The sequence below is a fragment of the Mycobacterium sp. GA-1199 genome (assembly GCF_001500045.1).
Classification (GTDB): Bacteria; Actinomycetota; Actinomycetes; order Mycobacteriales; family Mycobacteriaceae; genus Mycobacterium.
Genome location: NZ_LQIX01000027.1, coordinates 1 through 24,716, shown reverse-complemented (window position 1 = coordinate 24,716; position 24,716 = coordinate 1). Strand labels below are relative to the sequence as shown.

Below are 24,716 nucleotides of genomic sequence, written 5' to 3'. Positions count from 1 at the left end.
GCGCGCCGGGATTCGGCCGGGTACTCCTCGCAGAGTACGATGGCCTCGTTCGACTGCCTATTCGGCGCGAACGACCTGGGTGCGATTTCGCAGCTCCGCGAGCATCGTTCCCGCGTGTCATAACCAGGACCTGCTCGATCGCGCGGTCTTCGGTAGTGGCTGCCGGAAGAACTGCCGGCAGCTTCGATCGATGGCCGTAGCCGCATCGAGGCCCGTGGTTCAAGCGCTGTGACGACGCGAAAACAGCTAAACAGTGGCGACACTGAACCAGAGAGGCCATACGGACACCTATGTCTGTAGTTGAAATTGAAGACGGCGTGTACGAAGCGACCGCCGTGATCGACAACGGGAGCTTCGGCGCCCGCACCATCCGTTTCGAGACCGGCCGGCTGGCCCAGCAGGCCGCCGGCGCCGTCGTCGCCTATCTCGATGACGAGACGATGTTGCTTTCGGCGACCTCGGCCAGCAAGAACCCCAAGGACCATTTCGACTTCTTCCCGTTGACCATCGACGTCGAAGAGCGCATGTACGCCGCGGGTCGCATCCCCGGCTCGTTCTTCCGCCGCGAAGGCCGCCCGTCGACCGACGCGATCCTGACCTGTCGGCTGATCGACCGTCCGCTGCGGCCGACGTTCGTCGACGGCTTACGCAACGAGATCCAGGTCGTGGTCACCGTCCTGAGTCTGGATCCCAAGGATCTCTACGACGTGGTCGCGATCAACGCCGCGTCGGCGTCCACACAGATCGCCGGCCTGCCGTTCTCGGGCCCGGTCGGCGGCGTGCGTGTCGCGCTGATCGACGGGACCTGGGTGGCCTTCCCGACCGTCGAGCAGCTCGAGCGGGCGGTGTTCGACATGGTGGTCGCCGGTCGGGTCATCGAGGGCGGTGACGTCGCGATCATGATGGTCGAGGCCGAGGCCACCGACAATGTCATCGAGTTGGTCGCGGGCGGTGCGCAGGCGCCCACCGAGGCCGTCGTGGCCGAGGGCCTGGAGGCCGCCAAACCGTTCATCGCGAGCCTGTGCGCAGCCCAGCAGGAGCTGGCCGAGAGCGCCGCCAAGCCGACCGCGGACTACCCGGTGTTCCCGGAGTTCGGCGAAGACGTCTACTACGCCGTCGCCTCGGTGGCCACCGACGCGTTGTCGGAGGCGCTGACGATCGCGGGTAAGGCCGAGCGCAACGACCGCACCGACGAGATCAAGGCCGAGGTGCTCGAGCGGCTGGCCGAGCAGTACGCGGGCCGCGAGAAGGAGGTCGGCGCCGCATTCCGGTCGCTGACCAAGAAGCTTGTGCGGCAACGCATTCTGACCGATCACTTCCGTATCGACGGCCGCGGCATCACCGACATCCGCGCGCTGAGCGCCGAGGTCGCAGTCGTCCCGCGGGCGCACGGCAGCGCGCTGTTCGAGCGTGGCGAGACCCAGATCCTGGGCATCACCACCCTCGACATGATCAAGATGGCCCAGCAGATCGACTCGCTGGGGCCCGAGACCAGTAAGCGCTACATGCACCACTACAACTTCCCGCCGTACTCGACCGGTGAGACCGGCCGTGTCGGTTCGCCGAAGCGCCGCGAGATCGGCCACGGTGCGCTGGCGGAGCGCGCGCTGATGCCGGTGCTGCCCAGCATCGAGGAGTTCCCTTACGCGATCCGTCAGGTGTCGGAGGCGTTGAGCTCCAACGGTTCGACCTCGATGGGTTCGGTGTGCGCCTCGACGCTGGCGCTGCTCAACGCCGGTGTGCCGCTGAAGGCTCCGGTCGCGGGCATCGCGATGGGCCTGGTGTCCGACGACATCGAAGTGGACGGTAAGACCGAGCGCCGGTTCGTCGCGCTCACCGACATCCTCGGTGCAGAGGATGCGTTCGGCGACATGGACTTCAAGGTCGCGGGCACCAAGGAGTTCGTCACCGCGCTGCAGCTGGACACCAAGCTCGACGGCATCCCGTCGCAGGTGCTGGCGGGCGCGCTGTCGCAGGCCAAGGACGCCCGGCTGACGATCCTCGAGGTGATGGCCGAGGCGATCGACGGCCCCGACGAGATGAGCCCGTATGCGCCGCGGATCACCACGATCAAGGTGCCGGTGGACAAGATCGGCGAGGTGATCGGCCCGAAAGGCAAGATCATCAACCAGATCACCGAGGAGACCGGCGCGTCGATCTCCATCGAGGACGACGGCACGGTGTTCGTCGGCGCCACCGACGGACCGTCGGCGCAGGCGGCGATCGACCGCATCAACGCGATTGCCAATCCGCAGCTGCCCAAGGTCGGCGAGCGGTTCCTCGGAACCGTGGTCAAGACAACGGATTTCGGCGCCTTCGTGTCGCTGCTTCCGGGTCGCGACGGGCTGGTCCACATCTCGAAGCTGGGACGTGGCAAGCGGATCGCCAAGGTCGAGGACGTCGTCAAAGTCGGCAACAAGCTGCGTGTGGAGATCGCCGACATCGACAACCGCGGCAAGATCTCGCTGATCCTGGTCGATGAGGAAGCCCCCGACTCGGAGACCGCACCGGCAGATGCCGCAGCGGCCAGCAGTTAGGGCGTTGCGCCACACCGAACGTGGCGACAAATCGTCGGTGGCAGTGCGACGCACAGTGCTGCCCGGTGGCCTGCGTGTGGTCACCGAGTACATTCCATCGGTGCATTCGGCGTCTGTCGGGCTGTGGGTCGATGTCGGTTCGCGCGACGAGGGGCCGAGCGTCGCGGGCGCGGCCCACTTCCTCGAGCACTTGCTGTTCAAGGCGACGCCCACCCGGTCGGCGGTGGGCATCGCGCAGGCCGTCGACGCGGTCGGGGGTGAGTTGAACGCCTTCACCGCCCGCGAGCACACCTGCTACTACGCGCATGTGCTCGACTCCGATCTGGAATTGGCCGTCGACCTCGTCGCCGATGTCGTGTTGCGCGGACAGTGCGCGGCCCAGGACGTCGAGGTCGAACGCGACGTGGTGCTCGAGGAGATCGCGATGCGAGACGACGATCCCGAGGACACCCTCGGCGACGTGTTTCTCGCCGCGATGTTCGGCTCGCACCCGGTCGGGCGCCCGGTGATCGGCAGCGTGGATTCGATCTCCTCGATGACACGGGCCCAACTGCACTCCTTCCACGTCCGCCGCTACACCCCCGAGCGGATGGTGCTCGCGGTGGCGGGCAACGTCGATCACGATGACGTGGTGTCGCTGGCGCGCGAGTACTTCGGCGCGCGACTGGTGCGAGGCCGCACACCGGTGCCACCGCGCAAGGGCGCCGGGCGGGTCGGCGGGCGCCCGATGCTGGAGCTGGTCAGCCGGGACTCCGAGCAGACGCACCTGACGCTGGGTGTGCGCACCCCGGGACGGCACTGGGAACACCGCTGGGCGCTGTCGGTGCTGAACACGGCGCTCGGCGGCGGCTTGAGTTCGCGGCTGTTTCAGGAAATTCGAGAGGCACGCGGGTTGGCGTACTCGGTGTACTCGACCGTCGACACCTTCTCCGACAGCGGAGCTCTGTCGGTTTACGCGGGTTGCCTGCCGGACCGCTTCGACGAGGTCGCCCGCGTGACGACCGATGTGCTCGAGGCGGTGGCGCGTGACGGGATCACCGAAGACGAGTGCCGCATCGCGAAGGGTTCCCTGCGCGGCGGACTGGTGCTTGGACTCGAGGATTCCGGATCGCGGATGAACCGCATCGGACGCAGCGAACTGCATTTCGGCGAACACCGCACGATCGATGAGACGTTGGCGAAGATCGACGCCGTGACGCTCGACGAGGTCAATTCCGTCGCGCGCCGCCTCTTGCGGCGGCCCTACGGCGGGGCCGTGCTCGGCCCGGTTCGGTCGAAACGGTCACTGCCTCAGCCGCTTCGGGCCATCGCCGGCTGATCACCTACGCTGGGGGCCCATGACTGGGTTGTCACGGCGTCACGTTCTGATCGGTGGATTGACACTCGCGGCGCTGGCCGCATCACCGCACAAGGCCGCCATAGCCGACCCCGACCGCCCCGGGCAGCCGATCGCGGATCGACTCGGTGAGATGGAACGTCGTCAGAACGCGTTGATCGGGGTGTTCGCAACCGATCTCGGCACCGGGCGTACCATCGCGCACCGCGCGCAGGACCCGTTCGCGATGTGCTCGACCTTCAAGACCTACGCTGCGGCGCGGGTACTGCAGAAGGCCGAGCGCGGGGAACTCGCGCTCACCGATCGCGTCACCATCGAACCGGGCGATATCGTCCCCAACTCGCCCGTGACCGAGGCGCACGTCGGGCAGACGATGACGCTGGCGCAGTTGTGTCAGGCCGCCCTGCAGCGAAGCGACAACGCCGCGGCCAACTGGCTGCTGCGGGTCATCGGTGGTCCGTCGGGCGTGACGGACTTCGCCCGCAGCATCGGCGACCAACGGTCCCGACTCGACCGGTGGGAGATCGAGCTCAACGCGGCGGTCCCCGGCGATCCGCGTGACACCACGACGCCCGAGGCCATCGCGGGTGGATACCGGTCGATACTCACCGGGAACGTGCTGGCCGAGCCGCAACGCCGGCAACTCGAGGACTGGATGCGGGCCAATCAGACGTCCAGCGTGCGACCCGTTCTGCCACCGGGCTGGGCGACGGCCGACAAGACCGGTAGCGGTGACTACGCGAGCACGAACGACGTCGGCATCGCGTACGGCCCGGCCGGTGAGCGATTGCTGCTGGCGATCATGACCAGGACCGCGGCAAACGACCCCGACGCCCCGAACGACCGCCAGTTGGTCGGTGAAGTGGCTTCTGCGCTGGTGGCCGAACTCCTGGCCCGATGATGGCGAGGGCAGCAGCGTAGCCCGGCCACCCCTCGGGGCCGGGTCCAGCTGGCTTGTCAGCGGCTGTCCCCCCACGCTCTTGGCCCCCCTGCACTGAGCGCCAGCCGCTGGACTAAACGGTATGGCATGGAGCGCGACGGAGGAATCGGGCGAATCCCTATCTTTTTGCACCGGCACGTTTAAGGGTGCCGGGCGAACACGCGGAGACCGGGGTCAGACAAGCATCGACGACGGATCCGTATACGGCAGGTCGAGGTCGGCGGCGACCTGTTCGGACAGCAGGACGCCGTCGTGTGTGGACAAGCCTCTGGCGAGCGAGGCGTCGGCCCGGCACGCCGCCCGCCAGCCCTGATCTGCCAGCTTGAGCACGTACGGCATGGTGGCGTTGGTCAGCGCGAAGGTCGACGTGCGGGGCACGGCGCCGGGCATGTTGGCGACGCAGTAGAAGATCGTGTCGTGCACCGCGTACGTCGGGTCGTCGTGCGTGGTCGGACGCGAATCCTCGAAGCACCCACCCTGGTCGATGGCGATGTCGACCAGCACCGCACCGGGCTTCATGTGCGCGACAGTCGAATTCGAGACCAGTTTGGGTGCCTTGGCGCCGGGCACCAGGACCGCGCCGATGACGAGGTCGGCGTCCTTCACCGCGTCCTCGAGTTCCAGGATCGACGAGTACCGCGTCTGGACGCGGCCGCCGAACTCCGCGTCCACGTCGCGCAGTTTGGTGAGACTGACGTCGAACACGGTGACGTGTGCGCCCATGCCGGTGGCGACCCGTGCGGCGTTGGCACCGGCGGTGCCGCCGCCGATGACGACAACGTCGGCGGGAGCCACGCCCACCGTGCCGCCCATCAGGACGCCGCGACCGCCGTGGCTGCGCATCAGGTGGTAGGCCCCGACCTGGGCCGCCAACCGCCCGGCAACCTCACTCATCGGGGCCAGCAGCGGAAGGGTTCCGTCGGCGGTCTGAACGGTTTCGTAGGCGATCGCCGTGGCCCCGGATGCCAGCAGGGCTTCGGTGCACGGGCGCGACGCCGCCAGGTGCAGGTAGGTGAACAGCGTCTGATCCGGACGCATCCGGTGGTATTCGGCTTCGATCGGTTCCTTGACCTTGAGCAGGAGTTCGGCCTCGGCCCATACCTGGTCGGCGCCGTTGATGAGCTGGGCGCCCGCGCGTTTGAAATCGGCGTCCGAGATCGCCGAACCGTCGCCCGCACCGGATTCGATGATGACCTCATGGCCGCGGTGCACCAGCTCGGCGACCCCGGCCGGGGTGATCGCGACCCGGAATTCGTTGTTCTTGATCTCGGTCGGGATGCCGACACGCATGACCGCTCCTCTGCTGAATGTGTATCCAGTGTGAAGAAGCTTCGCCTGAGCAGCAATTGATGCGCCTGAAATTCTCTATATTCGCGCTATGGACGAAGCATCTTCATTCTCACGGGCTTCGGGCGGTGCCGACCCGAAGGATGTTCGCCCGGTTCCCCTCGATGACGTCGACCGCCGGATTCTCACGGCGCTACACCGCGACGCGCGCATGCCGAACAGCGCACTTGCCGAGGCGGTCGGGATTGCGCCGTCGACATGCCATGGCAGGGTGCGACGGCTTCAGGAGGCGGGGGTGATCCGCGGCTTCTACACCGATATCGATCCGGGCGCGATCGGTCTGCCGCTACAGGCGATGATCTCGGTGAGCCTGCAGTCCAGCGCTCGCGGCAGGATCCACAGCTTCATTCAGCAGATCCGGCGCAGACCGCAGGTGATGGACGTCTACTTTCTCGCGGGCGCCGACGACTTCATCCTCCACGTCGCCGCGCGTGACACCGACGATTTGCGGTCGTTCGTGGTGGAGAACCTCAACGCCGACGCCGACGTGGCCGGGACACAGACGTCGCTGATCTTCGAACACCTGCGGGGAGCATCGCCCCTGTAACAGAAGCGTCGCCGCTCAGGCGGTTTGGATATAGCGCGAAGCCTCGGCGGCGTACTGGGGCGGTACGCACACCTCGTACCGGCGGGCTTCGAGTGACTCGACGCTGGAGAAGTCCCGCTCGCCTCGGGTCGCGACATGTGCGACGAACCCGAAAACCGCGCCCCAGAACGCGCCGATCGCCAACGCGATCAGCATCGTCACGATCCAGACCGGCCCCACGGTGAAAATCGCGAAAAGCAAGCCGATGAACAATCCGAACCAGGCGCCGCTCGCCGCGCCGGCGAACGCCGCCCGTCCCTTGGTCATACGTCCCGTGATGCGCTCGACCGTGCGCAGGTCGTCGCCGATGATGCGCACGTGCTCGACGGGGAAGCCGCCGTCGGACATGCGGTCCACCAGCCGTTGCGCGTCGGCATAGTTGTCGAACGTCGCGATGACCTGGCGAGCGGGCCGCTGGTCACCCACCTGCTGCTCGGGCCGTCCACTCATATCCGTCACTTCGAACTCCATCTGCTGTCGTTCCGGTGTGCTGTCATGAATGGTTACCCGCTTTCCCGGGGCATTGCCGCCGAATGCGGCGATCCGGTCGCGTCGATCAGCGTCGACCCCGGGTGGATAAGGTGACGCCATGCGAGTCGGAGTGCTGGGCGCAAAAGGCAAGGTCGGCGCGACGATGGTCGGGGCCGTGCAAGCCGCCGAAGACCTGACCTTCACCGCGGGAGTCGACGCGGGCGATCCGTTGAGCCTGCTGGCCGACAGCCAGACCGAGGTCGTCATCGACTTCACCCATCCCGACGTCGTGATGGACAACCTCGAGTTCCTCATCGAGAACGGGATACACGCCGTCGTCGGCACCACCGGGTTCACCGACGAGCGGCTGGCCACGGTCCGGGAATGGCTGGACACCAAACCGGACGCGGCGGTCCTGATCGCACCGAACTTCGCGATCGGCGCGGTGCTGTCAATGCATTTCGCACAGCAGGCCGCGCGACATTTCGAATCGGTCGAAGTCATCGAACTGCACCATCCGCACAAGGCCGACGCCCCGTCCGGCACCGCGGCGCGCACCGCGCGACTCATCGCCGAGGCGCGAAAAGGCATGCCGCCCAACCCCGATGCCACCAGCACGGGTCTGGACGGTGCGCGGGGCGCCGACGTCGACGGTGTTCCGGTTCATTCGGTGCGCCTGGCGGGGCTGGTCGCCCATCAGGAGGTGCTGTTCGGCACACAGGGGGAGACGCTGACCATCCGGCACGACAGCCTGGACCGGACCTCCTTCGTGCCCGGAGTCCTGCTCGCGGTGCGCAGGGTGGCCGAACGGCCGGGGCTCACCGTGGGTATCGAGCCGCTCCTCGACCTCTGATGGCCGACGGCGGCCGCGTCCTGCGCATCCAACTGTTGATCGGCTTCATGTGTGTCGCGCTGGTCGTGTACTTCGTGCTGCTCGGGCGCCTGGCGATGGCATTCGTCACGACCGGGGAGCCCGCGGCCGTGGGCCTGGGACTGGCGCTGATGGTGCTCCCGCTGATCGGGCTGTGGGCGATGCTCAGCACACTGCGCGCGGGCCTGGCCCATCAGCGGCTCGCGCGGATCGTCCACGACGAGGGGATGGAGCTCGACGTCAGCGCGCTGCCCCGGATGCCCTCGGGGCGAATCCAGCGTGAGGCCGCCGACGCGCTGTTCGTCACCGTGCGTGCGGAGCTGGAAAGCGACCCGCAGAACTGGCGACGGTGGTATCGACTGGCGCGTGCCTACGACTACGCCGGTGACCGCAGCCGGGCGCGAGAAGCGATGAGGAAGGCCGTCGAGATGGAAGAGCGCGATCCGTGAGCAAGACGTTGTTGATCATCCATCACACGCCGTCGCCACACTGCCAAGAGATGCTCGAGGCGGTCGTGGCAGGCGCAACCGATCCGGAGATCGAAGGCGTGGAAGTGGTGCGCCGACCAGCGCTCACGGTGTCTCCGGTCGAGATGTTGGAGGCTGACGGCTATCTGCTGGGCACGCCCGCCAACCTCGGATATCTCAGCGGTGCCCTCAAGCACGCCTTCGACCAGTCGTACTACCAACTGCTCGACACCACCCAAGGACGGTCGTTCGGGGCCTACATTCACGGTAACGAGGGCACCGAGGGAGCCGAGCGGGGTCTTATGGCCATCACTACTGGGCTTGGCTGGGTGCAGGCTGCGGAGACGGTTCTTGTCATGGGCAAGCCGACCAAGGCCGACGTCGAAGCCTGTTGGAACCTCGGCGCAACAGTCGCTGCTCAGCTGATGGAATAGCTGTCAAGCTTCAGAGACTCCTGGATTGTCGCAAATCCTCACTGCGGCATAGTGTTCGACGTACGACCGATGGTGTAGGCCGAAGTAGGTGCAGGTGCGATTCTCGAGGTCGACGACATAGCGGAGAACGCCGGCTCGCCACGCCGCTGCGGCAAACTCTCGAAAACTGGTCTCACCCGCCTGGTCGGCACGCAGCGCGGCGACGAGCGCCTCTTGGTCGAACGACGGCACCTCCGACATGCCCTCGACCAGGGGCACGTCCTGGATGCAGACCGGACCGAGATCGGTTTCATACAGGCTGTGCATCGCTGGAAGCCACCAGGTAGTGATTCGGACACCGGCGCGCCGCATCGTTTCAGCCAGATGGGGAAATGCCTGGACCCCTGGACGCCGCGCGGCGGCATCACGCTGTGCTGCTTGAAGATTCGCTACCGCGGCAGTCATGTCTTCTCCGTTAACGGTCGAGTTCGCAAGCCTATTGACAATAACCAACCATAGTGACAACATATTGTCAAATGGATAGCGCTGACGCGATCGCACTGCTGATCGCAGACGTATACCAACTCGCCGGACTCTTGCGGCGCTCAGGTGAAGCGATCGCGGCCGGCCAAGGCCAGACCCAGGCGCGATGGCAGCTGCTCAGCGTGGTTTCGGAACTACCGCGCAGCGTGCCGCAAGCCGCTCGCCGCCTCGGGGTCAGCCGCCAGGGGGTTCAGAGGGTCGCCAATGATCTCGTCGCGGCCGGCTTGGCTGAATTCAGACCCAACCCCGACCACCGCACATCGCCCCTCCTTGGACCCACCGCCGAGGGTCGTCGCGTCCTGCGAGGAATCACCGAACGCGCCCTCATCGTCAACAATCGACTTGCCGACGCATTGGAGCCTTCGACGCTGCAGGCGACGCGCGAGGCGATACAACGGATGATCACCGCGCTGCAAGATGGCGCGCCCCTAAGGTAACCATCACGGCCGTTGGCCGCCACGTTGATGGAGGACTCATGCCCGGAATCGCCGAACTCGCCCTGGGCGCAGCGCCACTCGCCGGCGGCGCACTGCTCGGAATCGCCGCGGGCAACCTCCGCGGACCCGACTTCCGCGGAATGATCGCCAAGGACATGGACCTGCTCGAGCGCATACCCGACGACCAGCCCGAACTCAAGGCGCGGCTGAAAGCCAGCATCGACCATCGCATCGAAGACATGATCAGCGCCGCTGAGCGCAGCCGCGACCTGCGGCTAGCGGCGATGTCCTATCGCGGCAACTGGCGCGACATCGTGGTGTTCCTCTGCGCGATCCTGTTCACCATCGTGTGGTGGAACGTCGACCACGACCGGACGAACTGGCTGCTGATGTTCATCGTGATGATCCTCGCGACGATTGTCGCCGGGATCTACGCCGCACGCGGTCTGCTGCGCTCGTTGCAGATGCTGCTGCGCAGACGTCGTCCTCAGTAGTGGTAGGTGTCCGACGGAGCCGGGATGTGCGCCGGATCGTCGACGTCGTCGAACTCCGACACCTCGATTCCGTACGCGCGGGCCAGATCGAGGATCTTGTTCGCCCTGGCGATACGGGGTAGATCGGACCCGTTGCGGATCTCACCGCCGTCGCGTTCGAACTCGACGAAAAACTCTTTGGCCCAGGCGATTTCCTCGGGCGACGGGGATAGCCCCTCGTTGACGGTGGTGCACTGCTCGGGTGTCAGGCAGATCTTGCCCGTCATGCCGAATTCGACGGACACCGCCGTGGCCTCGCTGAGCTTGAGCGCACTCGAACCGACCGTCGGGCCGTCGATCGCGCTCGGGAGATGGGCGGCCTTGGCCGCGATGGTGAACCGCGACCGTGCATAGGCGAGGGTGGTCGGACTCTCGCCGAAGCCGGTGTCACGCCGGAAGTCGCCGATGCCGAAGGCCAGCCGGAACGTACCCTTCGCGGCGGCGATGGCGGTGATGCGCTCGAGCCCCCTGGCGGTTTCGACCAGCGCGACGATCGGCACCCCCGGTAGCCGGTTGGCGGTTTCGGTGACGTGGTCGACGGATTCGACCATTGCGAGCATGACCCCACCGACCGACGTCTTCGCCAGCGCCGCGAGGTCGTCGGCCCACCACGGCGTGCCGAACCCGTTGACGCGGACCCAGTCGGTGTTGCCCTCCGACAGCCAACGGACGACGTTGTCGCGGGCCACGGTCTTGTCCTTCGGCGCGACCGCGTCCTCGATGTCCAGGACGACGATGTCGGCTCGGGACCGTACGGCAGGCGCGAACCGGTCGTACTGTGCGCCGTTCACCAGCAGCCAGCTTCGGGCCAGCACCGGGTCGATACGCGAGCCGACGTCCTCGTGGTTCGCGTGAGCGCCGTGATCCGAAACGTCCATCGGATCATCGTTGCGTATCGCCCGGACAGGGTGTGTCCGGACCCCGGTCAAATGCGCCTCAATCGGGCAGAGCGGATTCGAACAACTCCTGCAGAGCAATCCAGTGCCGCTGGGCGGCCTCTTCGTCGTACGGGGCGTTGTCGGGCACCGCGAAGCCGTGGCCGGCGGGATAGAACTTCACCGTGTGGGCGACGTTCGCCGCGGTCAGGGCCTTGTCGAGGGTTTCGGCGTGGGCGGCCGTGAAGCCCTGGTCCTTCTCGGCGCCGGCGACGTAGACGGTGGCCTTCATCCGGTCGGCGAGCAGGTGCGGGCTGGTGGGTTCGTCGGTGACCAGCCCACTGGCGTGGAACGATCCCGCCGCGGCGACCCGATCGGGTACCCGCCCCGCGACGATCACCGACGTGCGCCCGCCCATGCAGTAGCCGCAAACCCCGAACGCGTCACCTTTGACCTCGGGCCGGGTCTGCAGGAAGTCGAAGAACGCCGCGGCGTCGGAGGCCATCATGTCGGGAGTGATCGAGGAGATCATCGAGAACAAGCGACTGCGCTGCTTCGCGTCGGTGAACGCGGTCCGCATGTCGAACGGCTCCCAGTCGCCGTGGCGGTAATACACATCGGGGAGCAGCACGGCGTGGCCGAAACCGGCCAGCCGCGCGGCCATTTCCTGGAAGGTGTCGCGGACGCCGCCGGCGTCGACGTACATGACGACACCGGTCCACGGTCCCGGGCCGTTCGGGGTGTGCAGGGTGACAGGGCAGGTGCCGTCGGGAGTGGTGACGGTCGCGGAGATACTCGGCATGGCCTCCGTTCTACTCGCCGGGTCTGGAAGTAAGCTGACCGGCGTGCCGATCGCCACCCCCTACGAGGACCTCCTGCGGCTGGTGATGGAGCGCGGAACCCCGAAGTCCGACCGCACCGGCACCGGCACCCGCAGCGTGTTCGGCCACCAGATGCGCTATGACCTCGCGGCCGGCTTTCCCTTGATCACCACGAAGAAGGTGCACACCAAGTCGATCGTCTACGAGCTGCTGTGGTTTCTGCGCGGTGACTCGAATGTGCGGTGGCTGCAGGAGCACGGAGTCACGATCTGGGACGAATGGGCCTCTCGGACAGGGGATCTCGGCCCCGTATACGGTGTGCAGTGGCGTTCCTGGCCGACACCGTCAGGTGAGCACATCGACCAGATCAGCGCAGCGCTGGAGCTGTTGAAGTCCGATCCCGACTCGCGCCGCAACATCGTCTCGGCATGGAACGTCGGGGAGATTCCGCAGATGGCGCTGCCGCCGTGCCACGCGTTCTTCCAGTTCTACGTCGCCGAGGGCAAACTGTCGTGCCAGCTGTATCAGCGCAGCGCCGACCTGTTTCTCGGGGTGCCGTTCAACATCGCCAGCTACGCGTTGCTGACCCACATGATGGCGGCGCAGGCCGGGCTGGCGGTCGGCGAGTTCATCTGGACGGGCGGGGACTGCCACATCTACGACAATCACGTCGAGCAGGTGCAGTTGCAGCTCAGCCGCGACCCCCGCCCCTACCCGGAACTCGTTCTCGCGCCGCGGGATTCGATCTTCGACTACACCTACGAAGACGTCGCCATCCTCAACTACGATCCGCACCCGGCGATCAAGGCCCCGGTTGCGGTCTGAGATCGGGCTGATCTGGGCGCAGTCGAGCTCGGGTGTCATCGGCCGCGGCGGCGGTATCCCTTGGCGCCTGCCCGAGGATCAGGCCCGGTTCAAGGAACTGACGATGGGTCACACGGTGGTGATGGGCCGGTTGACGTGGGAGTCGCTGCCCGCCAAGGTCCGTCCACTACCCGGGCGTCGCAACGTGGTGCTCACCCACCGGCCCGACTATGCGGCCGAGGGAGCAGAAGTGGTCGCGTCGCTGGACGACGCGCTGACCGACGAACCGGTCTGGGTCATCGGCGGCGCGCAGATCTACACGGCGGCCCTGCCGATCGCCACGCGCTGCGAGGTGACCGAGATCGAGATCGACCTGCCGCGTCAGGACGCCGACGTGATGGCCCCGGTGCTCGACGAGTCGTGGATCGGCACGGCGGGGGACTGGCTGACCAGCAGCTCGGGTCTGCGCTTCCGGTTCTACAGCTACCGCCGGCGCTGAGCAGCACGCGGTGTCGGTGGTGTCGGGCACGATGGCGGGGTGCCGAGGAAACTCACGGCCGACCAGGCGCGGCGTGTCGCCGTCGCCGCGCAGGGTCTCGCGGAACCGCGTCCGCGGGGGCCGGTCACCCGGGCGCACCTGCGCAGGCTGATCTCGCGAATCCAGGTGTTGCAGTTGGATTCGGTGTCGGTGTCGGTGCGCGCCCACTACGCGCCGGTGTTCAGCCGGCTCGGGCCCTACGACCGCGACGTGCTCGACAGTGCGGCGTGGAGCCATTCGGCACGGTCACCGCGGATGCTGGTCGAATACTGGGCGCACGAGGCGGCGCTGATGGCGGTCGACGACTGGCCGCTGCTGCGTTGGCGGATGCGCGAGTACACGCACGGCCGGTGGGGCAAGGAGATCGTCAAGAAGAACGCCAAGCTGGCCGACGAGGTGGTCAGGGCGGTCACCGAGCTGGGCCCGTCGACCGCGGGGCAGATAGAAGCGCATCTGGGCGCGGAGCAACGGGGCCGCAAAGGTCCGTGGTGGGACCGCAGCGACACCAAGTGGGTGACCGAGGCGCTGTTCGCATCCGGCGTGCTGACGACCGCGACGCGGGTCGGGTTCGCGCGGCACTACGACCTGTCCGAGCGGGTGCTGCCGCCGGAGGTGCTCGCGCGCGAGGTCGACGAGGCGGACGCGGTGCGCGAACTGGTGCTGAGGGCGTCGGGCGCGCTGGGTGTGGGAACCGAGCAGGACATCCGGGACTACTTCCGGTTGTCGCCGGCGCAGGTGAAGCCCGCGATCGCGAAGTTGGTCGCGGACGGCGAGCTGGAACCGGTGCAGGTCGACGGCTGGAAGGGACCGGCGTATCTGCGCGCGGGACAGATTATTCCGCGTAGCGACCGCGGAACGGCGCTGCTGTGCCCGTTCGATCCGCTGATCTTCTTTCGACCACGGGTCGAGCGCCTGTTCGGCGGATTCAAGTACCGGATCGAGATCTACACACCAGCGCCGAAGCGGCAGTACGGGTACTACGTGTGGCCGTTTCTGCTCGACGGTGAACTGGTCGGCCGGGTGGACTTGAAGGCCGATCGGGCCGACGGCGCGCTGCAGGTTGTTGGCGCGTTCGTGGAGGAGGGCGCGGAGCGGTCGCGAGTCGCTCCGGCGTTGGCCGACGAACTGCGAACCATGGCAGCGTGGCTGGGCTTGGCCGACGTCACGGTCGGCGCAAACGGCGGCCTGGTCGACGACTTACGCCGAGTGTTGGGTTGACGCACGCGGCGCGCAATATCGCGTGACACAACCCCACACTCGGCCAAGAAAGGCTGTTTAGACGCAGTCGGCGCAGATCGTGCGGTCGCCGGACTGCAGTGCCAGCCGGCTGTGGTGCTGAACCAGGAAGCAGCTCGAGCAGGTGAACTCGTCGGCCTGCTTCGGGATCACCCGGACCGTCAGCTCCTCGCCGGACAAGTCCACGTCGGGCAGGACGATCGGGTCGACCCCGTCGCCGTCGTCGACGTCGAGAACTGCGACGTCAGCCTGGCCGCGCCGGGCGGCGATCGCCTCGAGTGACTCATCGACCGTCTCGTCGGCTTCCTTCACACGGGGTGCGTCGTAATCGGTGGCCATTGGTCACACTCCCTCTCTAGATCGGCGTCTGGGTAACACCGATTGAGAACGGATTTGTTCCCGGCCCGCATGCGGTCGAAACCTGGATTCTTCGCTTGGTTCGCCGCCGAACGTGCGATCTGATCCGCCGCGACCGGCGAGCCGCGGATGAAACCGCACACCCGGCGCGCAGCCGGCGGGCGGCTCGGCGCGGCCCACGCGCTCACCGGCATCACCGACGGCCCGCGTTAGGGTGAGCCGTGGCCGAGACCTCGCCGCTGCGCGTCCAACTGATCGCCAAAACGGAGTTCACCACCCCGCCGGATGTGCCTTGGGAAACCGATGCCGACGGCGGGCCCGCGCTCGTCGAATTCGCCGGCCGCGCGTGCTATCAGAGCTGGTCGAAGCCCAATCCGCGCACCGCCACCAACGCCGCCTACATCCGCCACATCATCGACGTCGGGCACTTCTCGGTGCTCGAGCACGCCTCGGTCTCCTTCTACATCACCGGTATCTCACGCTCATGCACACACGAGCTGATCCGTCACCGCCACTTCTCGTACTCCCAGCTCTCGCAGCGGTACGTCCCCGAACACGACGCGCAGGTGGTGGTGCCGCCCGGCATCGCGGACGATCCGGAGTTGATCGAGTTGTTCACCGCCGCCGCCGACGCCAGCCGCGCCGCCTACACCGAGCTGCTCGAACGCCTGGAGGCCAAATTCCGAGGCGACGAGCCCGAGGAGAAACTCGGTGTTTTGCGAGGCAAGCAGGCGCGGCAGGCCGCGCGTGCGGTGTTGCCCAACGCCACCGAGACCCGCATCGTCGTGACCGGCAATTACCGCGCCTGGCGGCACTTCATCGCGATGCGCGCCAGCGAGCACGCCGACGTCGAGATTCGTCGACTGGCGATCGAGTGCCTTCGCCAACTGACCCACGTCGCACCCCAGGTGTTCAGCGACTTCGAGATCTCCACGCTGTCCGATGGCACGGAGGTCGCCACATCCCCTCTGGCCACGGAAGCGTGACAATCAACGAGTAATCTGAGCCGCGTGAGCACCAGCGGAATCGATGTGAGGGCCCGGTTGGGCACCGTGCTGACCGCGATGGTGACTCCGTTCAAGCCGGACGGCATGCTCGACACCGACACCGCGGCCCGGTTGGCGACCCGACTCGTCGACTCCGGCTGCGACGGCCTCGTGCTGTCCGGGACCACCGGTGAGTCGCCGACGACGACCGATGCCGAGAAGATCGCATTGCTGCGGGCGGTACTTGACGCGGTTGGCGACCGGGCGCGCATCATCGCCGGTGCGGGCACCTACGACACGGCGCACAGCGTGCACCTGGCGAAGGCGTGCGCGGCCGAGGGCGCACATGGGCTGTTGGTGGTGACGCCGTACTACTCGCGCCCGCCGCAGGCCGGGCTGCTGGCGCACTTCACGGCGGTGGCCGACGCGACGCCTCTACCGGTGGTGCTCTACGACATTCCGCCGAGGTCGGTGGTGCCGATCCAGTGGGAGACGCTGCGCATCCTTGCCGAGCACCCCAACATCGTGGCCGTGAAGGACGCCAAGGGCGATCTGCACGGCGGCGGGCAGATCATCGCCGAGACGGGGCTGGCGTACTACTCCGGGGACGACGCGCTCAACCTGCCCTGGCTGGCCATGGGAGCCGTCGGGTTCGTCAGTGTGTGGGGCCACCTGGCGGCCAGTCAGCTGCGAGAAATGTTGTCGGCCTTCCAATCCGGCGATATCGCGACGGCCCGCAAGATCAACGCCACGCTGGGCCCGCTCGTCGACGCGCAGGCACAACTCGGCGGGGTGACGCTGTCGAAGGCCGGTTTGCGGCTGCAGGGTTTCGAGGCCGGTGACCCGAGGCTGCCGCAAGTGCCCGCCACGCCCGCACAACTCGACGCGCTGGCCGCAGATATGCGCGCGGCCGCGGTGCTGCGGTAGTGAACGAAGAACTCAATCCTCCGGGGCCGCTGGCCCCCGGCGGACTTCGGGTCACCGCGCTCGGCGGGATCAGCGAAATCGGCCGCAACATGACCGTTTTCGAGCATCTGGGCCGACTGCTGATCGTCGACTGTGGAGTCCTGTTCCCCACGCACGACGAGCCCGGCGTCGACCTGATCCTGCCCGACCTGCGCCTCATCGAGAATCGGCTCGACGAGGTCGAGGCGCTGGTGCTCACTCACGCACACGAGGACCACATCGGCGCGATCCCGTTCCTGCTCAAACTGCGCCGCGACATCCCGGTCGTCGGCTCGAAGTTCACGCTCGCACTGGTGGCCGAGAAGTGCCGTGAGCACCGGATCAAACCGGTCTTCGTCGAAGTCGACGAGGGCCAGAGTTCTCGACACGGCGTGTTCGAGTGCGAATACTTTGCGGTCAACCACTCCATTCCCGGCTGTCTGGCCATTGCCATCCACACCGGCGCCGGCACGGTGCTGCACACCGGCGACATCAAGCTCGACCAGTCTCCACCCGACGGGAAACCCACCGATCTGCCCGGGATGTCGAGGCTCGGCGATGCCGGCGTGGACCTGTTCCTGTGTGATTCGACCAACGCCGAGATTCCCGGCGTGGGGCCGTCGGAAAGCGAGATCGGTCCGAACATGCACCGACTGATCCGCAGCGCCCAGGGCCGCGTCATCGTGGCCTGCTTCGCCTCCAATGTCGGTCGCGTACAGCAGATCATCGACGCGTCGGTGGCGCTGGGCCGCAAGGTGGCGTTCGTCGGACGGTCGATGGTCCGCAACATGGGCATCGCCAAGGAACTCGGATATCTCACGCTCGAAAACGATGACGACATCATCGACATCGGCGCCGCGGAGATGATGGCGCCCGAGCGCGTCGTGCTCGTCACCACCGGAACGCAGGGGGAGCCGATGGCGGCGCTGTCGCGGATGTCGCGCGGTGAGCACCGCAGCATCACGTTGACCGCAGGTGATCTCATCATCATGTCGTCGTCGCAGATCCCCGGGAACGAGGAAGCGATTTTCGGGGTGCTGGACGCGCTGGCGAAGATCGGCGCACGTGTCGTCACCAACGCGCAAGTGCGTGTGCATGTTACCGGGCACGCCTACGCCGGTGAGCTGTTGTTCCTCTACAACGGTGTGCGGCCTCGCAACGTGATGCCCGTGCACGGCACCTGGCGGATGTTGCGTGCCAACGCCGGTCTGGCCGCCCGCACGGGGGTACCCGAGGAGAACATCGTGCTGGCTGAAAACGGCGTGAGCGTCGACCTGGTGGCCGGTCGGGCGTCGATCGCGGGCGCGGTGCCGACGGGCAAGATGTTCGTCGACGGGCTGGTCACCGGGGACGTGGGGGATGCCGTGGTCGGTCAGCGGCTCACGCTCTCTTCGGGGTTCATCGGCATAACAATCGTCGTGAGGCGTGGCACCGGTAAGCCCGCGGCTGCGCCACACCTGCACTCGCGCGGCTTCTCCGAGGACCCGAAGGCTCTCGAGCCCGCCACCCGCAAGGTCGAAGAGGCACTAGAAGCGCTTGTGGCCGAACGGGTCACCGACATCAACCGCATCGCGCAGGCGTCGCGGCGCGCCGTCGGTAAATGGGTGGGGGAGGTCTATCGCCGCCAGCCGATGATCGTGCCGACGGTCATCGAGATCTGACTCAGCCTCAACAGTATCGGCGGGACCCAGTTGTGCAGCTGCCCGCCTATGAGCGAATTATTCGCTACCAACGAATAATTCGCTCGTAGCCGGGCAATAAAGAGGCATCACCGACAGGTAGAGGAGGCGGCTGCGTCCGACCGCTGGAAGCTCAGCGCTTGTTGACCGACCCGGCGTCGACGGGCAGCGCCACCCCGGTGACGTAGCGCGCGGCGTCGGAGACCAACCACGCCACCGCGTTCGCGATGTCTTCGGGTTGCAGTACCTGGACGGGAAGCGCGTTGCCCATGTCCTGCGGTGACTTCTCCGCGATGCTGCCCAGCCACTCCCGTGTCGCTTCGTTGTTGATCATCGGGGTGTCCACGCCGGCAGGATGTACCGAGTTGACCCGGATGCTTTGTGGTGCAAGCAGATTGGCGTAGAGCCGCATCAACCCGACGATGCCGTGTTTGGAGGCGACGTAGCCGATCGCGCCGGGATCGTCGCTGCCCATTCCGACCAGGCCGACGACCGAACTGGTGAGCACGATCGACCCGCCCTCGCCGTGAGCGATCAGTGCCCCCTTGGCCACCTCCACCGTGTGATGGACGCCGGTGAGGTTCACGTCGATCACGTCGCGCCACCCGTCGGCGCCCGACTGCATCGGCGCGATTCCGGCGTTGGCCACCACGATGTCGAGTCGGCCGAATTCGTCGACGCCGGCCTGCAGCGCCTTGGCCAACGCATCCTGATCGCGAACATCGGCTTGGTGCGCCACTATTCGCGCGCCCGCGTCCTCGACGAGCTTCACGGTCGCGGCCAGATCATCGGCCGTCGCCAACGGATAGGGCACCGACGCGATCTGGTCGCACAGGTCGACGGCGATGATGTCGGCGCCGTCGGAGGCCAACTTCACCGCCTCAGCGCGGCCCTGGCCCCGCGCCGCGCCCGTGACGAACGCGACTTTGCCTGCGAGCGGAGCCATCAGGACCGCAGCGCGCCTTTGCTCGGGTCTCCCGCGACGACCGGTTGCAACATCTTGATGTCCGGCGCTCCGTCGAGGTGTTCGCCGACCGCACCGAACAGCTCACCGATGGCCGGAGCGGTGCTGTGCGTCTTCAAGGCATCCTCGTCGGCCCACTGCTCGACGAACACGAAGGTGCCGTTCGCCTCGTGCAGCGCGTAGAGCTCGCAGCCCGGCTCTTGGTGCACCGCTTCGATGGCCTTCTTGCAGGCGTCCCGCACGGTGTCGACGGATTCGGGTTTGGCGGTCATGGTGGCGACGACAACGACAGGCATTTGCGGCGTGACTCCTCGGTGAGTGCTGCTGGACGAGTGCACAGCCTACTCACCCACACCGGCGACGCTCAGACCACGTCGATCCAGATCGTGAAGGCCAGGGTGAGCGCCGCGACAAGGACGAGCCCGACGGTGTCCCCGGCCCCGATGCGCGGGGCTTCGGTGCGGTGGATGCGCAATTCGCGCGCGAGAAGGAACAACGGGAACGTCACGCTGATCGCGATGAAGAACGAGGCGATGATGTAGACCCAGACGAACTTGATGCCGTGTTTGCGGGCCTCGTAGACCATGAAGATCACCGCGGCGAGCAGGAACAGGGCGATGTCCGCGGTGATGGACCGGGTCGCCGCGTTTACCTTGGTGTCCTCCCAGAACGCGAGGAAGAAGCCGGCCCCGCGGTCGAGGTAGGCCAGGTTCTGGCTCCAGGTCGCGATCAGCGCGACGACCGCGATGGCGCCATAGGCGGCACAGAGCACTTTGGTGGTGGTCGGCAAGCCCGCCGACCTGTCGATATCGGTCATTTCCGCACGATAAGTCGCGAAAGCGCGCCAATCGATACGGATCTGTTACCCGTGTGGCAGATGGTGATTCTGGGGCTGGAGCGACTAGGCTTACAGGCATGCCTAGTAAGACCGCCGCGCGCTCTGGAAGTCGTTCGACCAGGTCAAAGCCGGGTGCGCGATCGGGCGGCCGGGCAGCGCCGCGACGTAAGCCGGCGCCGAAGAGAACCTCGTCACCGCGCGGGACGTCGTCGCCCATCTCCTCGGCAGGCGCCTCGGTGGGTCGCGGCGTGCGGGCCGGTTGGCTGATGTTGGCCAAGGGCGCGGGCACCACCGCGCGTTCGGTGGGTCGGGCCCGCGATCTGGAACCCGGCCATCGCCGCGACGGCATCGCGTTGGCGCTTCTCGGCTTCGCGGTGATCATCGCGGCGAGTTCATGGTTCGGCGCCGCCGGCCCGGTGGGCGACTGGCTCGACACCTTCTGGCGGACCTTGATCGGCGCCGCTGTCGTACTTGTCCCGATCGCGCTTGCCGCCGTCGGTGTGACGTTGATGCGCACCGAACCTGATCCGGACGCCAGGCCGAGGCTGATCCTGGGTTCGGCGATGATCGCGCTGCCCGCGCTCGGGCTGTGGCATCTGTGGGCCGGTTCGCCGCAGGACCCGGCGGCGCGTCAACATGCGTCGGGGTTCATCGGATTCACAATAGGCGGCCCGCTCTCCGACGGGCTCACGGCGTGGATCGCCGCGCCGCTGTTGTTCATCGGTGTGTTGTTCGGCGTGTTGCTGGTGACCGGAACGACGATTCGCGAAGTGCCCTCGACCGTGCGCTCCATGTTCTCCGCCCGCGGCTACGACGAGTACGACTACGACAATTACGACGACGAGGACACCGCCGTCATCTCCGAGTCCGACGATTTCTCCGACGGTTACTACGACGATCCGGGCTCCTATGGCGACGACGCCGAGCAGGCCTGGCCGACCGGTACTCCGATGGAGAACTATCCGCTGTCCGACGAAGCGCCGACAATCCCCGAACCGACCGCCAAGACGCGCAAGAAGAAGGCCAAGCAGTCGACGATGACCTTGGACCGTGTGGTCGACGGACCGTATGCGCTGCCCTCACTCGAGCTTCTGATCGCCGGCGATCCGCCGAAACGGCGCAGCGCAGGCAACGACCGGATGATCGAGGCGATCACCGAGGTGCTCGACCAGTTCAAGGTCAACGCATCGGTCACCGGCTGCACCCGCGGCCCGACCGTCACCCGTTACGAGGTCGAACTCGGACCGGGTGTCAAGGTCGAGAAGATCACTGCGCTGCAACGCAATATCGCCTATGCGGTGGCGACCGAAAGCGTGCGGATGCTGGCTCCGATCCCGGGCAAGTCGGCGGTCGGCATCGAGGTGCCCAACGTGGACCGCGAAATGGTGCGTCTGGCCGATGTGCTGACCGACCCGGCCACCCGGGGTGATCACCACCCGCTCGTCATCGGTCTGGGTAAAGACATTGAGGGCGAGTACATTTCGGCAAACCTCGCCAAGATGCCGCATCTGCTGGTCGCCGGCTCGACCGGATCGGGCAAGTCGAGCTTCGTGAACTCGATGCTGGTGTCACTCTTGGTGCGGGCCACGCCGGAAGAGGTCAGGATGATCCTGATCGACCCGAAGATGGTGGAACTGACGCCCTACGAAGGCATCCCGCACCTCATCACGCCAATCATCACCCAGCCGAAGAAGGCCGCCGCCGCATTGGCGTGGCTGGTGGAGGAGATGGAGCAGCGTTACCAGGACATGCAGGCCTCGCGCGTGCGCCACATCGACGACTTCAACAAAAAGGTGCGCTCCGGCGAGATCACCACACCGCTGGGCAGCCAGCGCGAGTACAAGCCCTACCCGTACATCGTCGCGATCGTCGACGAGTTGGCCGACCTCATGATGACCGCACCGCGCGATGTCGAGGATGCGATCGTGCGCATCACCCAGAAGGCTCGCGCCGCAGGCATTCACCTGGTGCTGGCCACGCAGCGACCATCGGTGGACGTCGTCACCGGTCTGATCAAGACGAACGTGCCGTCACGGTTGGCGTTCGCCACGTCGTCGTTGACCGACAGCCGCGTCATCCTCGACCAACAGGGCGCCGAAAAGCTGATCGGCATGGGCGACGGACTGTTCCTGCCGATGGGGGCCAACAAGCCGATCCGGCTGCAGGGCGCGTTCATCACCGACGACGAGATCCACGCCGTCGTGGAAGCGACCAAGTCGCAGGCCGAACCGGAGTACACCGAGGGCGTCACCAACGCCAAGACCAACAGCGAGCGCACCGACGTCGACCCCGACATCGGCGACGACATGGACGTCTTCCTGCAGGCGGTCGAGCTGGTGGTGTCGAGCCAATTCGGGTCGACGTCGATGTTGCAGCGCAAACTGCGCGTCGGATTCGCCAAGGCGGGCCGGTTGATGGATTTGATGGAGACCCGCAACATCGTCGGGCCCAGCGAGGGCTCCAAGGCCCGCGAGGTGCTCGTCAAACCCGACGAACTGGCGGCGACGCTGGCGTCGATCCGTGGCTCGGACACCCCAGAAGACGACGAGTAGCGATTTGTGTGCGGCTCGTTGCGCTGACCGCTCTGCGCTGACCGCTCCCCAACGCGAATAAATGCCAAAGCGCCGCGGCTAGAGTGAATTCCGGGCAGACGGGAGACTTCGGATGTTCACTGCGGGCGACAAGATCAAGGCGCGATCGCTGCGCACTGTCACAGACACGCACGTAAGCGTGCCGGCGCCCGAGCGGCTGGTTCATCTGCAATTCCGACGTTTCGCTGGGTGCCCTATCTGCAATCTGCATCTTCGAGACGTGGCACGCCGAAGCCACGAGATCGAGAACGCCGGGGTCACTGAGGTCATCCTATTTCACTCCGCTGCAGACCGACTTCGCCAATATGTGGCCGATGTCCCATTCGCGATGGTGGCAGATCCTGAACGCAAGCTGTACAAGGAGTTCGGCGTTGAATCGTCACTGCGCTCCGTGTTGCATCTCGGTGCCGTTCGTGCCGCAGTCCGTGGTATCAGCCACTCCACTTCGGTCGCCGGCGGTTTGGCGCCGCGGGAAGACCACTTCGGCAAACCAGCGGATTTCCTGATCGAGCCGGACGGCACCATACGCGCGTGCAAGTACGGCATCCATGCCGACGACCAATGGTCGGTCGACGAAATGCTGAAACTCGCGATTGGCTAGGACGTGCTGCTCGGCGCGCTTAACGGGTTGATTGCAGCCACCAGGTACGTGCGATCAACCCGTTAAGCGCACACACAAATCGCTACAAGGTCAACAGCATTCGGGTGTTACCGAGGATGTTCGGCTTGACGTAGGACAGGTCGAGAAACTCGGCGACACCGGTGTCGTACGAGCGGCACATCTCCTCGTAGACCTCGGCGGTGACGGGTGTGCCGTCGATCTCCCGAAATCCGTGCCTGCTGAAGAACTCGACTTCGAAGGTGAGCACGAAGATCCGTTCGAGGCGCAGCTCGCGGGCGACGTCGAGCAACTTGTCGACGATCGCATGCCCGACGCCCTGACCCCTGACCTTGGGATGCACGGCGACGGTACGCACCTCGCCGAGGTCGGACCACAACACGTGTAGTGCGCCGCAGCCGAGCAGTTCGCCGTCGATTTCAGCGACCCAGAACTCCTGTACGGCCTCATAGAGCGTCACCAGATTCTTCTCCAACAGGATCTTGCCGGAGTAGATGTCGACCAAGGTCTTGATGGCGGGGACATCCGAGGTTCGCGCACGCCGCACGACGACCTCGCCGGATTCTGCGCTCACAGGTGGAGAGTATCGGTTCGAGCAACCGATATTCTGTTGCGGTGTCGGGCCAACCCCATACTGATCCGCTGGTTCCGCGCGCCCGCATAGCGAACATCGCGAATGTGCTCACGGGCGTGCGGATGGCGTTGGTTCCGGTTTTCCTGGTGGTGCTGTTCGTCGGCGACGGGCATGAAACATTCTGGCGGATAGCCGCATTCGTGGTGTTCACCGTCGCCGTGATCACCGACCGGTTCGACGGGGCGCTGGCGCGCAACTACGGCATGGTGACGGAGTTCGGCACGCTGGCCGACCCCATCGCCGACAAGGCGCTCATCGGCGCGGCGCTGATCGGACTTTCGCTACTGGGCGACCTGCCGTGGTGGATCACGGTGGTGATCCTCACCCGGGAGATCGGCATCACGGCGC

28 protein-coding genes are annotated in these 24,716 nt (G+C 66.3%); 18 read left to right on the top strand and 10 right to left on the bottom strand.

The genetic code is table 11. From position 1 onward, the window contains the following. The first annotated feature begins 290 nt into the window (after window positions 1–290). The 3 genes from AU198_RS17595 to bla are packed head-to-tail and all read left to right on the top strand — an operon-like array spanning window position 291 to window position 4,774. Window positions 291–2,537, top strand: a complete 2,247-nt coding sequence (locus AU198_RS17595) for a polyribonucleotide nucleotidyltransferase (RefSeq protein WP_064349734.1) — start codon at window positions 291–293, stop codon at window positions 2,535–2,537. Continuing rightward, window positions 2,515–3,855: a M16 family metallopeptidase gene (locus AU198_RS17590; RefSeq protein ID WP_082691084.1), complete on the top strand. Its 1,341-nt coding sequence runs from the start codon at window positions 2,515–2,517 to the stop codon at window positions 3,853–3,855. Before AU198_RS17595 ends, AU198_RS17590 begins: the two co-directional genes overlap by 23 nt. Window positions 3,856–3,874: 19 nt before the next feature. After that, the gene (bla, locus tag AU198_RS17585; RefSeq protein WP_064349732.1) at window positions 3,875–4,774 is read left to right on the top strand and encodes a class A beta-lactamase; all 900 of its coding nucleotides are present in this window, start codon (window positions 3,875–3,877) and stop codon (window positions 4,772–4,774) included. A gap of 213 nt (window positions 4,775–4,987) precedes the next feature. Here bla and ald read toward each other — a convergent pair whose 3' ends face one another. Beyond that, on the bottom strand, window positions 4,988–6,103 hold the full coding sequence (gene ald, locus AU198_RS17580) for an alanine dehydrogenase (RefSeq protein WP_064349730.1): 1,116 nt from the start codon (window positions 6,101–6,103) through the stop codon (window positions 4,988–4,990). An 88-nt stretch (window positions 6,104–6,191) separates the two neighbouring features. Here ald and aldR point away from each other — a divergent pair, with 88 nt between their 5' ends. Beyond that, the gene (gene aldR / locus AU198_RS17575) at window positions 6,192–6,707 is read left to right on the top strand and encodes an HTH-type transcriptional regulator AldR (RefSeq protein WP_064349728.1); all 516 of its coding nucleotides are present in this window, start codon (window positions 6,192–6,194) and stop codon (window positions 6,705–6,707) included. Between the two features lie 15 nt (window positions 6,708–6,722). Here the strand turns inward: aldR and AU198_RS17570 are convergent, their stop codons facing one another. Further along, a complete protein-coding gene (locus AU198_RS17570) occupies window positions 6,723–7,337 on the bottom strand; it encodes a YflT domain-containing protein (RefSeq protein ID WP_231744705.1) in 615 nt (204 codons plus the stop codon). Here AU198_RS17570 and dapB point away from each other — a divergent pair. Genes dapB through AU198_RS17555 form a run of 3 tightly spaced genes read left to right on the top strand, consistent with a single transcriptional unit; the run spans window position 7,336 to window position 8,989 of the window. Then, window positions 7,336–8,070, top strand: coding sequence for a 4-hydroxy-tetrahydrodipicolinate reductase (dapB, locus tag AU198_RS17565; protein WP_064349724.1), 735 nt, complete (start codon window positions 7,336–7,338; stop codon window positions 8,068–8,070). The genes AU198_RS17570 and dapB overlap by 2 nt on opposite strands. Beyond that, complete coding sequence (locus tag AU198_RS17560; protein ID WP_064349723.1) at window positions 8,070–8,537, top strand: tetratricopeptide repeat protein; 468 nt, start codon at window positions 8,070–8,072, stop codon at window positions 8,535–8,537. The genes dapB and AU198_RS17560 overlap by 1 nt, the downstream gene beginning before the upstream one ends. Before the next feature lie 50 nt (window positions 8,538–8,587). Further along, on the top strand, window positions 8,588–8,989 hold the full coding sequence (locus AU198_RS17555; RefSeq protein WP_110765863.1) for a flavodoxin family protein: 402 nt from the start codon (window positions 8,588–8,590) through the stop codon (window positions 8,987–8,989). 3 nt (window positions 8,990–8,992) lie between these two features. Here AU198_RS17555 and AU198_RS17550 read toward each other — a convergent pair whose 3' ends face one another. Continuing rightward, complete coding sequence (locus AU198_RS17550) at window positions 8,993–9,433, bottom strand: DUF1398 family protein (RefSeq protein WP_082691083.1); 441 nt, start codon at window positions 9,431–9,433, stop codon at window positions 8,993–8,995. A 71-nt stretch (window positions 9,434–9,504) separates the two neighbouring features. On the opposite strand from AU198_RS17550, the gene AU198_RS17545 reads away from it, so the two are divergent. After that, complete coding sequence (locus AU198_RS17545; RefSeq protein ID WP_064349716.1) at window positions 9,505–9,948, top strand: MarR family winged helix-turn-helix transcriptional regulator; 444 nt, start codon at window positions 9,505–9,507, stop codon at window positions 9,946–9,948. Between the two features lie 38 nt (window positions 9,949–9,986). Continuing rightward, window positions 9,987–10,442, top strand: a complete 456-nt coding sequence (locus AU198_RS17540; RefSeq protein WP_064349714.1) for a hypothetical protein — start codon at window positions 9,987–9,989, stop codon at window positions 10,440–10,442. On the opposite strand, the gene AU198_RS17535 is transcribed toward AU198_RS17540, so the two are convergent. After that, window positions 10,436–11,359 carry an HpcH/HpaI aldolase/citrate lyase family protein gene (locus AU198_RS17535; RefSeq protein WP_064349712.1) on the bottom strand — a complete coding sequence of 308 codons (924 nt, stop codon included), beginning with the start codon at window positions 11,357–11,359 and terminating at the stop codon, window positions 10,436–10,438. The two genes, AU198_RS17540 and AU198_RS17535, sit on opposite strands and share 7 nt — an antisense overlap. 58 nt (window positions 11,360–11,417) lie before the next feature. Beyond that, the gene (locus tag AU198_RS17530) at window positions 11,418–12,158 is read right to left on the bottom strand and encodes a dienelactone hydrolase family protein (RefSeq protein ID WP_064349710.1); all 741 of its coding nucleotides are present in this window, start codon (window positions 12,156–12,158) and stop codon (window positions 11,418–11,420) included. 43 nt (window positions 12,159–12,201) lie between these two features. Between AU198_RS17530 and AU198_RS17525 the strand changes: the two genes are divergently transcribed. The 3 genes from AU198_RS17525 to AU198_RS17515 are packed head-to-tail and all read left to right on the top strand — an operon-like array spanning window position 12,202 to window position 14,737. After that, window positions 12,202–13,002 carry a thymidylate synthase gene (locus AU198_RS17525; protein WP_064349774.1) on the top strand — a complete coding sequence of 267 codons (801 nt, stop codon included), beginning with the start codon at window positions 12,202–12,204 and terminating at the stop codon, window positions 13,000–13,002. Continuing rightward, on the top strand, window positions 12,992–13,480 hold the full coding sequence (locus AU198_RS17520) for a dihydrofolate reductase (protein WP_064349708.1): 489 nt from the start codon (window positions 12,992–12,994) through the stop codon (window positions 13,478–13,480). Before AU198_RS17525 ends, AU198_RS17520 begins: the two co-directional genes overlap by 11 nt. 39 nt (window positions 13,481–13,519) lie before the next feature. Then, entirely contained in the window at window positions 13,520–14,737 is a 1,218-nt protein-coding gene (locus AU198_RS17515) for a winged helix-turn-helix domain-containing protein (protein ID WP_064349706.1), read from the top strand. A gap of 57 nt (window positions 14,738–14,794) precedes the next feature. On the opposite strand, the gene AU198_RS17510 is transcribed toward AU198_RS17515, so the two are convergent. Next, on the bottom strand, window positions 14,795–15,094 hold the full coding sequence (locus tag AU198_RS17510; protein WP_064349703.1) for a DUF4193 domain-containing protein: 300 nt from the start codon (window positions 15,092–15,094) through the stop codon (window positions 14,795–14,797). Window positions 15,095–15,333: 239 nt separating this feature from the next. On the opposite strand from AU198_RS17510, the gene thyX reads away from it, so the two are divergent. From thyX to AU198_RS17495, 3 genes are read left to right on the top strand one after another with little or no spacing between them, the layout of a single operon-like run. Continuing rightward, window positions 15,334–16,098 carry an FAD-dependent thymidylate synthase gene (gene thyX / locus AU198_RS17505; protein ID WP_064349702.1) on the top strand — a complete coding sequence of 255 codons (765 nt, stop codon included), beginning with the start codon at window positions 15,334–15,336 and terminating at the stop codon, window positions 16,096–16,098. Between the two features lie 24 nt (window positions 16,099–16,122). After that, entirely contained in the window at window positions 16,123–17,025 is a 903-nt protein-coding gene (gene dapA / locus AU198_RS17500; protein WP_064349700.1) for a 4-hydroxy-tetrahydrodipicolinate synthase, read from the top strand. Continuing rightward, a complete protein-coding gene (locus AU198_RS17495; RefSeq protein ID WP_064349697.1) occupies window positions 17,025–18,704 on the top strand; it encodes a ribonuclease J in 1,680 nt (559 codons plus the stop codon). Before dapA ends, AU198_RS17495 begins: the two co-directional genes overlap by 1 nt. 151 nt (window positions 18,705–18,855) lie before the next feature. On the opposite strand, the gene AU198_RS17490 is transcribed toward AU198_RS17495, so the two are convergent. The 3 genes from AU198_RS17490 to AU198_RS17480 all read right to left on the bottom strand — a co-directional run bounded on the left by AU198_RS17490 (window position 18,856) and on the right by AU198_RS17480 (window position 20,503). Beyond that, complete coding sequence (locus AU198_RS17490; RefSeq protein WP_064349695.1) at window positions 18,856–19,668, bottom strand: mycofactocin-coupled SDR family oxidoreductase; 813 nt, start codon at window positions 19,666–19,668, stop codon at window positions 18,856–18,858. Next, window positions 19,668–19,982, bottom strand: a complete 315-nt coding sequence (locus AU198_RS17485; RefSeq protein WP_064349694.1) for a putative quinol monooxygenase — start codon at window positions 19,980–19,982, stop codon at window positions 19,668–19,670. The genes AU198_RS17490 and AU198_RS17485 overlap by 1 nt, the downstream gene beginning before the upstream one ends. Before the next feature lie 68 nt (window positions 19,983–20,050). Continuing rightward, a complete protein-coding gene (locus AU198_RS17480) occupies window positions 20,051–20,503 on the bottom strand; it encodes a DUF2834 domain-containing protein (protein ID WP_064349690.1) in 453 nt (150 codons plus the stop codon). A gap of 98 nt (window positions 20,504–20,601) precedes the next feature. Between AU198_RS17480 and AU198_RS17475 the strand changes: the two genes are divergently transcribed. Together AU198_RS17475 and AU198_RS17470 are read left to right on the top strand one after the other, a co-directional pair. Further along, on the top strand, window positions 20,602–23,076 hold the full coding sequence (locus AU198_RS17475) for an FtsK/SpoIIIE family DNA translocase (protein WP_082691082.1): 2,475 nt from the start codon (window positions 20,602–20,604) through the stop codon (window positions 23,074–23,076). A 112-nt stretch (window positions 23,077–23,188) separates the two neighbouring features. Beyond that, window positions 23,189–23,716, top strand: a complete 528-nt coding sequence (locus AU198_RS17470) for a peroxiredoxin-like family protein (protein ID WP_064349688.1) — start codon at window positions 23,189–23,191, stop codon at window positions 23,714–23,716. A gap of 82 nt (window positions 23,717–23,798) precedes the next feature. Here AU198_RS17470 and AU198_RS17465 read toward each other — a convergent pair whose 3' ends face one another. Then, a complete protein-coding gene (locus AU198_RS17465; protein WP_197416150.1) occupies window positions 23,799–24,308 on the bottom strand; it encodes an amino-acid N-acetyltransferase in 510 nt (169 codons plus the stop codon). 41 nt (window positions 24,309–24,349) lie between these two features. Here AU198_RS17465 and AU198_RS17460 point away from each other — a divergent pair. Next, a partial coding sequence (locus tag AU198_RS17460; RefSeq protein ID WP_197416149.1) for a CDP-alcohol phosphatidyltransferase family protein occupies window positions 24,350–24,716 on the top strand: 367 nt, incomplete at its 3' end.

What these genes read in the sequence shown, in the direction of transcription:
- AU198_RS17595 (WP_064349734.1), top strand. Translation starts at nt 291, where the DNA reads ATGTCTGTAGTTGAAATTGAAGACGGCGTGTACGAAGCGACCGCCGTG.
- AU198_RS17590 (WP_082691084.1), top strand. Translation starts at nt 2,515, where the DNA reads ATGCCGCAGCGGCCAGCAGTTAGGGCGTTGCGCCACACCGAACGTGGC.
- bla (WP_064349732.1), top strand. Translation starts at nt 3,875, where the DNA reads ATGACTGGGTTGTCACGGCGTCACGTTCTGATCGGTGGATTGACACTC.
- ald (WP_064349730.1), bottom strand. Translation starts at nt 6,103, where the DNA reads ATGCGTGTCGGCATCCCGACCGAGATCAAGAACAACGAATTCCGGGTC.
- aldR (WP_064349728.1), top strand. Translation starts at nt 6,192, where the DNA reads ATGGACGAAGCATCTTCATTCTCACGGGCTTCGGGCGGTGCCGACCCG.
- dapB (WP_064349724.1), top strand. Translation starts at nt 7,336, where the DNA reads ATGCGAGTCGGAGTGCTGGGCGCAAAAGGCAAGGTCGGCGCGACGATG.
- AU198_RS17570 (WP_231744705.1), bottom strand. Translation starts at nt 7,337, where the DNA reads ATGGCGTCACCTTATCCACCCGGGGTCGACGCTGATCGACGCGACCGG.
- AU198_RS17560 (WP_064349723.1), top strand. Translation starts at nt 8,070, where the DNA reads ATGGCCGACGGCGGCCGCGTCCTGCGCATCCAACTGTTGATCGGCTTC.
- AU198_RS17555 (WP_110765863.1), top strand. Translation starts at nt 8,588, where the DNA reads ATGCTCGAGGCGGTCGTGGCAGGCGCAACCGATCCGGAGATCGAAGGC.
- AU198_RS17550 (WP_082691083.1), bottom strand. Translation starts at nt 9,433, where the DNA reads ATGACTGCCGCGGTAGCGAATCTTCAAGCAGCACAGCGTGATGCCGCC.
- AU198_RS17545 (WP_064349716.1), top strand. Translation starts at nt 9,505, where the DNA reads ATGGATAGCGCTGACGCGATCGCACTGCTGATCGCAGACGTATACCAA.
- AU198_RS17540 (WP_064349714.1), top strand. Translation starts at nt 9,987, where the DNA reads ATGCCCGGAATCGCCGAACTCGCCCTGGGCGCAGCGCCACTCGCCGGC.
- AU198_RS17535 (WP_064349712.1), bottom strand. Translation starts at nt 11,359, where the DNA reads ATGGACGTTTCGGATCACGGCGCTCACGCGAACCACGAGGACGTCGGC.
- AU198_RS17530 (WP_064349710.1), bottom strand. Translation starts at nt 12,158, where the DNA reads ATGCCGAGTATCTCCGCGACCGTCACCACTCCCGACGGCACCTGCCCT.
- AU198_RS17510 (WP_064349703.1), bottom strand. Translation starts at nt 15,094, where the DNA reads ATGGCCACCGATTACGACGCACCCCGTGTGAAGGAAGCCGACGAGACG.
- AU198_RS17490 (WP_064349695.1), bottom strand. Translation starts at nt 19,668, where the DNA reads ATGGCTCCGCTCGCAGGCAAAGTCGCGTTCGTCACGGGCGCGGCGCGG.
- AU198_RS17485 (WP_064349694.1), bottom strand. Translation starts at nt 19,982, where the DNA reads ATGCCTGTCGTTGTCGTCGCCACCATGACCGCCAAACCCGAATCCGTC.
- AU198_RS17480 (WP_064349690.1), bottom strand. Translation starts at nt 20,503, where the DNA reads ATGACCGATATCGACAGGTCGGCGGGCTTGCCGACCACCACCAAAGTG.
- AU198_RS17475 (WP_082691082.1), top strand. Translation starts at nt 20,602, where the DNA reads ATGCCTAGTAAGACCGCCGCGCGCTCTGGAAGTCGTTCGACCAGGTCA.
- AU198_RS17470 (WP_064349688.1), top strand. Translation starts at nt 23,189, where the DNA reads ATGTTCACTGCGGGCGACAAGATCAAGGCGCGATCGCTGCGCACTGTC.